This window comes from Thermodesulfatator autotrophicus (assembly GCF_001642325.1).
In the GTDB taxonomy this organism is placed as follows: Bacteria; Desulfobacterota; Thermodesulfobacteria; order Thermodesulfobacteriales; family Thermodesulfatatoraceae; genus Thermodesulfatator; species Thermodesulfatator autotrophicus.
The window spans coordinates 1-752 of sequence record NZ_LSFI01000115.1 but is presented as its reverse complement, the minus strand read 5'-3'; the positions used below and the strand labels follow the sequence as shown (position 1 = coordinate 752).

Annotated in this window: 2 protein-coding genes; both read right to left on the bottom strand. The window is 36.2% G+C overall.

The window, feature by feature from the left end; translation table 11 throughout:
- Positions 1-33: 33 nt before the first annotated feature.
- Positions 34-447, bottom strand: coding sequence for a PIN domain-containing protein (locus TH606_RS11200; protein WP_068544081.1), 414 nt, complete (start codon positions 445-447; stop codon positions 34-36).
- A complete protein-coding gene (locus TH606_RS11195) occupies positions 416-658 on the bottom strand; it encodes an AbrB/MazE/SpoVT family DNA-binding domain-containing protein (RefSeq protein WP_068544079.1) in 243 nt (80 codons plus the stop codon). Before TH606_RS11195 ends, TH606_RS11200 begins: the two co-directional genes overlap by 32 nt.
- Between the last annotated feature and the right edge of the window lie 94 nt (positions 659-752).

The window sequence follows — 752 nt, the reverse complement described above, 5'->3', positions numbered from 1 at the left end:
TGTAGAAATTGATTACCTCTCGGCGGCTTATTTCTATTTATCTTTCGTATGAATCTCCTGTACACACTTTTTAACTTTTTTGTCAAAGGAAATAACTTGATATTTTCTGCCATAAGCACACAAAAGGCTGTCTACAAAATCAAGATTTTTCTCAGCAAATATCTTAAGGGCATCAAGCAAAATATCTTTGTCTATTGTGATTATTCCCTTTGCTTTCAGGAGTTCCGTAAGCACCTGGGCTATCTCTTGCCGCTTTACCTTGTAAAGACCAGAAAGCACATAAACTACTTCAGCAATAACCGTGTCAAATAAAAAGATTTTGCTTTTACCAGAAAAGGCTTTATCAAATAAGGCCTCTGCTTCCAGGTAGAATTCTTCATGGTCCCTCAAGAGATATCTCAGCACGACATTGGTATCAATAATCGTTATCTTCTTTGAGAAATCCATTTTTAGCTGCCTCTTCTTCTAAAGCCATTACTTCTTCCAAGCTTTTATTTTTTAAGGCATATTTTTTTAAAGCTCCACCAGGCTTTCTAATAGGCCTTATTACTATCTCTTCTCCCACCACATCTAGCTCTACCAGGTCAGTTCCCAGCATTTTTCTTAATTTAACTGGTATTGTAATCTGACCCTTAGAAGTAATCTTTGAAGTAAACATATTACCTCTCCCAAGAATATTACTTAATATCAGAGTAAGAAATTAGCCGTTTGAAGTCAACTGCACTTAGCCTTCTTCTGCCTGTCTCTTAAGT

Bases quoted from the DNA above. Each gene is read 5' to 3' on its own strand.
- TH606_RS11200 (WP_068544081.1), bottom strand. From the start codon at position 447: ATGGATTTCTCAAAGAAGATAACGATTATTGATACCAATGTCGTGCTG.
- TH606_RS11195 (WP_068544079.1), bottom strand. From the start codon at position 658: ATGTTTACTTCAAAGATTACTTCTAAGGGTCAGATTACAATACCAGTT.